Annotated in this window: 5 protein-coding genes; 4 read left to right on the forward strand and 1 reads right to left on the reverse strand. The window is 68.6% G+C overall.

Annotated features, from left to right (window positions below):
- Nucleotides 1-304 precede the first annotated feature (304 nt).
- The 4 genes from VKH46_09865 to VKH46_09880 are packed head-to-tail and all read left to right on the forward strand — an operon-like array spanning nucleotide 305 to nucleotide 4,497.
- The gene (locus VKH46_09865; GenBank protein HKB71136.1) at nucleotides 305-1,453 is read left to right on the forward strand and encodes an efflux RND transporter periplasmic adaptor subunit; all 1,149 of its coding nucleotides are present in this window, start codon (nucleotides 305-307) and stop codon (nucleotides 1,451-1,453) included.
- Nucleotide 1,454: 1 nt separating this feature from the next.
- Nucleotides 1,455-2,171 (forward strand): ABC transporter ATP-binding protein, encoded by a 717-nt coding sequence (locus VKH46_09870; GenBank protein HKB71137.1) that lies wholly within the window; start codon nucleotides 1,455-1,457, stop codon nucleotides 2,169-2,171.
- Nucleotides 2,168-3,319, forward strand: coding sequence for an ABC transporter permease (locus VKH46_09875; protein ID HKB71138.1), 1,152 nt, complete (start codon nucleotides 2,168-2,170; stop codon nucleotides 3,317-3,319). The genes VKH46_09870 and VKH46_09875 overlap by 4 nt, the downstream gene beginning before the upstream one ends.
- 2 nt (nucleotides 3,320-3,321) lie before the next feature.
- Nucleotides 3,322-4,497 carry an ABC transporter permease gene (locus tag VKH46_09880; protein ID HKB71139.1) on the forward strand — a complete coding sequence of 392 codons (1,176 nt, stop codon included), beginning with the start codon at nucleotides 3,322-3,324 and terminating at the stop codon, nucleotides 4,495-4,497.
- Between the two features lie 291 nt (nucleotides 4,498-4,788).
- On the opposite strand, the gene VKH46_09885 is transcribed toward VKH46_09880, so the two are convergent.
- Nucleotides 4,789-7,491, reverse strand: coding sequence for a protein kinase (locus VKH46_09885; GenBank protein HKB71140.1), 2,703 nt, complete (start codon nucleotides 7,489-7,491; stop codon nucleotides 4,789-4,791).
- Nucleotides 7,492-7,749: the final 258 nt, after the last annotated feature.

Here is a 7,749-nt window from a genome sequence, read left to right on the forward strand (position 1 = left end):
CCGTCGCGGGAGCTGGCTCGGGTGATCGGAGCGAGTCTCGCCCGGGCGGCTCGGGTCAGAACCCTCGACCGCCCGATCGAGACACCCTCGCCGGCGCTCCCGCTCCCGCGGCACAAGTCGTCTCGCGCAGTGATGGCGCGAGACGACGTCGCGCCGGAGGGCACGATGCGCCGCTCCGGCGGCGTCCTCGGAGCGGCCGTTTTGCCACTGGCCCGACACGCGGATCTTCGAGAAACAGGGAAGGAAGAACGCCCCCGCGCCTTTCACGTAAAATGTCCCGTTCGGGGGTGATGATCTGATGTCCATGGAAAACCCCGTTGCGAGCGACCTTTCGGCCCTGCGGATCCATCGCGACCGCGAGCCGAAGCGACCGGTCGGGATGCTCATTTTCTTCGCGATTCTCGCCGTTCTGATCGGCGCGGGAATCTACGTGGCGGCCAGCGGCGCGCTCTCGGTCAAGACCGTCGAGACCGTGTCGGCATCCGTCGTCACCGAGGGACAGGCGGAAACGATCCTCTCGGCGACCGGTTACGTCGAGGCGGACACGAAGGCGGACCTGTCGCCGAAGATCACGTCGAAGGTGACCGCTCTCTACGTCACCGAGGGGGATACCGTCAAGAAAGGGCAGCTCCTCGCCCGGCTCGACCGCACGGACATCGATGCGCAGCTCGCCGATGCGAAGGCGGCGTGGGTCAACGCCGACGCGGAGCTCGAGCGCCAGCGGGCCCTCCTGAAGGCGGGGCTCGCCTCGCAGTCCGCCGTCGACGCCGCGGTCGCGGCCGAGGCCTCGACGCGCGCGAAGGTTCGGTACGTCGAAGCGCAGCAGGACTACGCCGAGATCCGCGCGCCGTTCACCGGGAGGGTGATCGCCAAGCGCGCGCACGTCGGGGAGGCGGTCTCGCCGTACGGGGCGCCGGGGCAGGGCTCGGCGACGGGGGGCGCGATCGTGACGCTCGTCGACTTCTCTTCGCTCTACGTCGGCGCCGACGTGAACGAGTCGAACCTGGGGCGGTTGAAGCCCGACCAGCCGGCGGAGGTCGTCCTCGACGCGTATCCGGACCACACCTACCACGGCCATCTCCTCCAGATCATCCCGACGGCCGACCGCGCGAAGGGAACCGTCAAGGTCAAGGTCGCTTTCGAGGACCCGGACGCGAAGATCCTGCCCGAGATGTCCGCGCGGGTGAACTTCACGGCGAAGAAGACGACGGGGGAGGCCGCCGCGAAGACCCGCGTCACGATTCCGAAGAGCGCGGTCGCGGCCGTCGACGGCCGGAGCGGCGTCTACCTCGTCGCGGGGGGTCGCGCGCTCTTCCGTGAGATCGAGGCCGGCGCCGAGAACTCGGGCCAGCTCGAGGTCCGCTCGGGCCTCCAGGGGGGCGAGCGGCTCGTCGCGGAGCCCGCGAAGGCCGGCGTGAAGAACGGAGAGAAAGTCAAGGTCAAGGGAGACTGAGATGGGCTCGCTGATTTCCATCGATCACCTGACCAAGATCTATCGCCGCGGCGCCGAAGAGATCACGGTCCTGCAGGACCTCGTGCTCGAAGTGCCGGAAGGGGAGTACGTCGCGCTGATGGGTCCCTCGGGCTCCGGCAAGACGACGCTCCTGAACCTGATCGCAGGGATCGACTCGCCGACGCGCGGCCGCGTGATCGTCGCCGGCACGGACATCGGCCGCCTGTCGCAGACCGACCTCGCCCGCTGGCGCGCCGAGAACGTGGGCTTCATCTTCCAGCTCTACAACCTCATCCCGGTCCTGACGGCGTTCGAGAACGTCGAGCTGCCTCTGCTCCTGACGCACCTGTCGAGGAAGGAGCGGCGGGAGCACGTCGAGACCGCGCTCACGATCGTCGGGCTCGCCGACCGCATGAAGCACTATCCGCGGCAGCTCTCCGGCGGCCAGGAGCAGCGCGTCGCGATCGCGCGGGCGATCGTCACCGATCCGAAGCTCCTCGTCGCGGACGAGCCGACCGGCGACCTCGACGCGAAGTCGGGCGAGGACGTGCTGACGCTCATGAACCGGCTCAACCAGGAGTTCGGGAAGACGATCGTGATGGTGACGCACGACCCGAAGGCGGCGGCGCACGCCCACCGCCTCGTCCATCTCGAGAAGGGCATCCTCGTCGAGCAGCGGTCCGGCGAGGGCGCCGGCCGGGCCCGGACCGGCCCGTGAAGTTCTTTCGCCTCGTCTGGAAGAACGTCTTCCGGAAGAAGACCCGCACGTTCCTGACGATGGGCTCGATCGTCCTCGTGCTCGTCCTCATCGTCATCCTCGCGTCGCTCCTGAAGGCGCTCGAATACGACCAGAACGCCGGCGGGAACCGGGTCGTCGTCCAGCACGCGACCGGGCTCGCCAACTTCATGCCGCTCGGATATCGGCAGCGGATCGAGCAGATCCCCGGCGTCGTCGCGGTCGCCCCCGAGGTCTGGTTCGGCGGGATCTGGAAGGACGACAAGCCCGAGAACTTCTTCGGACAGCTCTCGACCGACCCGGCCGCGTGGCCGAAGATCTTCGACGATTACGCGATCCCGGCCGACCAGTTGAAAGCGTGGCAGGACGAGCGCGATTCCTTCATCGCCGGGCAGGAGCTCGTCAATCGATACCACTGGAAGATCGGCGACCGGATCCAGATCCGCGGGACGTACATCTCGCTCACGCTCGATCTCGTCCTCCGGGGCGTCTACCGCTCCAAGGACGAGGCGAACATCTTCTTCCACAACAAGTACCTCGAGAACTCCTGGATCGGCACGAGCGGACAGACCGGGATCTATTACCTGAAGGCGAGCTCGCCTTCGGCGGTGCAGCCCGTGACCGAAGCGATCAACCGGATGTTCGAGAACTCCTCCGCGCCGACGAAGGCCATGTCGGAGCAGCAGTTCCAGCTCCAGTTCGTCGAGATGCTCGGCAACGTCAAGCTCATCATCCGGCTGATCTCGCTCGCCGTGCTCTTCGTGATCGTGCTCATCGTGGCGAACACGATGGCCATGTCCGCACGCGAGCGCGTGACGGAGATCGCGGTGCTGCGCGCGCTCGGTTTCCTGCGCCGGCAGGTGCTCTCGATCGTCCTGATGGAGGCGATCGTGCTGGCGCTGCTCGGAGGGATCCTCGGCGTGGCGCTCTCGCTTCCGATGGTCCACGGGATCGTCGAGGGGCTGAAGCACTCGCCCGCGGCGACCTTCACCTACAACTTCAAGGTGACCGGCGCGACGCTGCTGATGGCGTTCGCGGCGTCCGTGACGATCGGGATTCTTTCGGGAATCGTCCCGGCGATCCGCTCCTCGCGCGTCAAGATCGTCGACGGCCTCCGACAGGTCGTGTAGGCATGGCCATCCCTCTGAAGTACAACATCCGGAACCTCTCGGTCCGGAAGGTTTCGACGGGGATGACGGTGTTCGTCATCGCCCTCGTCGTGATGGTCTTCCTCCTCGTGATGTCGCTCGCCGAGGGGATCAAGAAGACGCTCACGAAGAACGTCACGGACCGCGACGTGATCGTCATGCGGACGGGCGCGCAGTCGGAGCTCCAATCGTTCGTCCAGCCGCAGCAGTTCGAGACGCTTCGCACGCTTCCGGGCGTCGAACGCAACGCGCACGGCGAGGCGATGGCCTCGCCGGAGCTCGTCGTGCTGATCAACGTGGCGAAGCGCGACGGCAAGAAGACGAACGTCCAGGTGCGCGGGGTGCTTCCCGCGGCGCTCGAGGTCCGGCCCGGGATCCGCATCGTCGAGGGAAGGATGTTCGGTCCCGGCACGGCCGAGGCGATCGTCCCCAAGAGCGTCCGCGACCGGTTCGAGGGCGCGCAGATCGGAGGGACGATCGCGGCGGGCTCCGAGCGCTGGACGGTGGTCGGCGTCTTCGACGCGGGGAGCACGCCCTACGACTCCGAGATCTGGGTCGATCTGCACAACCTGCAGGGGCAGTCGAAGCGCGGCTCGGGCTACTCGTCGGTCACGCTGCGCGCGGCGGATTCCGCGGCGCGCGACCGGATCATCGCGAGCGTCAAGGGAGACCAGCGGGTCAAGCTCGAAGGGAAGACCGAGAAGAAATACTACGAGGAGCAGATGTCGACGGCGGCGCCGATCAAGATCCTCGCCTACCTCGTCGGGATCATCATGGCGATCGGCGCCTCGTTCGGCGCGATGAACACGATGTACGCGCAGGTGTCGGCGCGCACCCGGGAGATCGGGACGTTGCGAGCGCTCGGTTTCTCGCGGCGATCCGTGCTCGGCTCCTTCGTCGCCGAGTCGCTCGCGCTCTCCGCGATCGGCGGCGTCGTCGGGACGTTCTTCGCGTGGGGGTTCGTCAAGATTTTCCTGACGGGACCGGTCGGCACGCAGAACTTCCGGACGTTTTCCGACATTCTCTTCAATTTCACGCTGACGCCGGCGCTCCTCGCCGGCGGGGTCGTCTTCTCGCTCGCGATGGGACTCTTTGGCGGCTTCTTCCCGGCCTTCCGCGCCGCCCGACTGAAGATCGTCTCCGCGCTGCGGGAAATCTGAGTCCGCAGCGCTCACGGCCGTGAGCGCCCGCCTTCGCTGAACCCTCGGCGGATCGACTCGACGCTGTGGCGCGGCTTCGGCGGGACGATCGCTCGCAATGACGGCGGACCTGGAGGCGCGGTGAGACGGGTTGGAAGCGCCTTCGCCGCGTCGCCTACCCGCCGGCCCTGCGGCGCTCCGAACGACGCCACCGCTACTCCGCTTCCGGGGCACTCAGCGTACCGGGGCGTACGTCGCGCCCGCCGGCGGTCCCGCACGGATCCCGTATAACGACCCGTATCGCCGCGCCCCCTAGCGCTTCGTGAGCCACTCCCGCAGCGTCGGCCCGCGCAAAGGCCGGATCGCCACGATGTCGCTGTTGTCGCGCACGCGCACGACGAGGAGTTTCTTTCCGGCCGGGTCGATCGCGCTTCCGTAGAGCCGCCAGCTCGGCGGAAAGGAGGTCAGGCGGACGGGAGGCGATCCGTCGATCGGTATCCGGAAGACGTTCTGTCCCCCCGAGGGCTTTTCCTTCAGGACCGCGACGATGGACCCCGAGTCGGGGGTCCAGGTGATCAGGTGGCCCGTCGCGGAGATCCGAGTCTCGAAGATCCGGCGCCGGTCGGCGACCCTCAGGACGTAGACCGGTACCTCGTCGTCGTGCTCGGGCTCGGACGTGACCGCCACGAGCTTCCCGTCCGGCGAGACGCTCGGGAACTCGTTGTCGGCGTTGGCGAAGAGCTCCGTCCGGCCGGTCCCCACGTCCTCGCGCTTCAGGACCGGATTGCCCGCCGGATCGGCGCTCTCGAAAAAGAGCTCGCGGCCGTCGGGAGTGAACGAGGCCTGACCGTTGAACACCTTCGAGACCGTGAGGCGCCGCGGCTGCCCCCCGTCGAGGCTCTGCAGGTATACCTCGTGATTTCCGGTCCGGTTCGAGGCGTAGACGACGCTCTTGCCGTCCGGCGACCATCCGGGCCATCCGTGGTCGGCCTTGAGCGGCGTGAGCTCCCGCGGATCGCTCCCGTCGCCGTTCATGATCCAGATCGAGCGGTGGCCGGTGCGGGTCGACGTGAACGCGATGCGCGACCCGTCGGGAGACCACATCGGCCGGTAGTCGCCCTCGTTGTCCTCCGTGAGGACGCGCAGCGACCGCGTGTCCGCTTCGGGATCGCCGGTGAGCGAGAGGAGCTCGATGTTCGAGTTCTCCCGGAAGTTCGCCGTCACGGCGGTCAGGCCGGCGACGTCGACGGAGAGTCCGCGGTAGTCGGAGACGCCCGAGGTGATCGCCCGAAGCTCCCCGCCTTCCAGCCTCAGGATTTCCCCGCCGCGTCCGTAGATGGGGGAGCCGGTCAGCAGCAGGCGGCCCGACGCGGGGTCCACGGCGAATCCGCTGACCATCATCGGGAGCGCGTCGCGTCCGGCGTCCGAGAATTCCATCTTGCCGCTCCCGGGGTCGTACGAGCCGAGCCGGCTGGCGCTCGTCTGCTCCGAGCCGAGGGCGAGCCGCAGCTTCTTCCCGTCGGGCGTCCACGCGAACGCGAGCTCCGAAGCGGGCGCGGGCGCCACGTGCGTGCAGCGCGCCTGTTCGCCGTTTTCCCCCGCGACGCACAGGTCGAACGAGGGGTGCGCTCCCGGACGGTCGCGCACGAAAGCGAGCGAGCGGCCGTCGGGCGAAGGGACGGGCCGGAGCCCGGGAAGGAGCTTCCTCGGCGATCCTCCGAGCCCGTCGACCCGGAAGATCGCGCTCTCCTCCTGGGAGTCCACGGCACTGAAATAGAGGGATAGGCCGTCGGCCGAGAAGGCGGGATAAAAGGGAGGCCGGCCGCCGGTGTCGACGACGAGCGCGGAGCTCCCGCGCAGGTCACGCAGGAGGAGCTTGCGCGGATTCCCGTCCTCGACGTACGCGACGCGCGCGCCGTCGGGGGAGATCGCGGGCGACGAAGCGTTTCCCGTCGCCGTCAGACGGAGCACCCGGACGGCGGGCGGCGCGAACGCGCGGCGGAGAGCGATTCCGCCGCCGAGCAGCGCGGCGGCCGCGGCGGCGGCGGCGAGCGTCCGGAGTCCCCGCCGGGCGCGCGGGGGGGGGTCGATGGCGCGGCGGGCCGACGACGAGATGAGCCCGCTGTCGAAGTCGCGCCGGATCGCCTTGAGCTCGAGCGAAAGGTCGCGCATCGACTGGAACCGCTCGTCGGGGTCCTTCGAGACGCATCGCTCGACCGTGCGGGCGAGATCGCGCGGAACGTTCGGCGCGGCGTCGGCGAGCGGCCGCGGTTCCTCGTGGAGTATCGCGGAGAGGACGTCGACCGCGCTGTCGCCCGGAAAGGGCGTCCGTCCCGCGAGCGCCTCGTAGAGAACGACGCCGAAGGAGAAAACGTCGGAGCGTCCGTCGACCGGTTTTCCCCGGGCCTGCTCGGGGGACATGTACGAGGCGGTGCCGACGACGAAGTACTCGCCGTCGAGCGTGCGGGTGATCGAAGAGCGCCCGGGCTGCGTCACGCGCGCCAGGCCGAAATCGAGGATCTTCAAGTACCCGTCGGACCGCACCATCAGGTTGTCGGGCTTCAAGTCCCGGTGGACGATCCCGGCTTCGTGCGCGCGCATCAGCGCCTCGGCGGCCTGGACGGCGATGTCGAGGGCCTTCTTGACCGAGAGCGGTCCCGAGCCGAGGATCTCGCGGAGCGACTTCCCCTCGACGAATTCCATCGCGATGAACGGGATGCGGCGCTCGCTCATCCCGCCGGCGCCGACGGAGGCGGAGACCGGCTGCTCGCCGACCTCGTAGACCGTGACGATGTTCGGATGGTTGAGCGCGGAAGCCGCTTTCGCCTCCCGCTCGAACCGGGCGAGGTGGTCCGGGTCTTCGACGAGCTCGTCGGGCAGGACCTTGAGCGCGACCGGGCGGTCGAGCCGCGCGTCCGTGGCGCGGTAGACCCGCCCCATCGCTCCTTCACCCGCCAGGGATTCGATGCGATACGGCCCGACCATGACCCCGGGCCGGAGCCGGACGGACGACATTGAACCGGATCTTAGTGCCCCTCCCCGGAAATAATGCGACATTTGTTCGGAGCGCCGCGGGGTAAGCTGCCAGGCGCCGCGATGACGGCGATGCGTTGCCATCGTCGAGTCGCGGCGGCGCCGCAGATTGCCCCGCAGGCCCCCCGAAAGCATTTGAAGTGAGCGCGCAGAGCGCGCTACGGGCGCCCGCACATTGCGAACGATGGCGGCGTTGCGTCGCGGGCCCGATGCGAACGGCATCTGCTCCCGCCTGCGTGG

It is taken from the genome of Thermoanaerobaculia bacterium (assembly GCA_035260525.1).
GTDB lineage: Bacteria > Acidobacteriota > Thermoanaerobaculia > UBA5066 > DATFVB01 > DATFVB01.

Bases quoted from the DNA above. Each gene is read 5' to 3' on its own strand.
- VKH46_09865 (HKB71136.1), top strand. From the start codon at position 305: ATGGAAAACCCCGTTGCGAGCGACCTTTCGGCCCTGCGGATCCATCGC.
- VKH46_09870 (HKB71137.1), top strand. From the start codon at position 1,455: ATGGGCTCGCTGATTTCCATCGATCACCTGACCAAGATCTATCGCCGC.
- VKH46_09880 (HKB71139.1), top strand. From the start codon at position 3,322: ATGGCCATCCCTCTGAAGTACAACATCCGGAACCTCTCGGTCCGGAAG.
- VKH46_09885 (HKB71140.1), bottom strand. From the start codon at position 7,491: ATGTCGTCCGTCCGGCTCCGGCCCGGGGTCATGGTCGGGCCGTATCGC.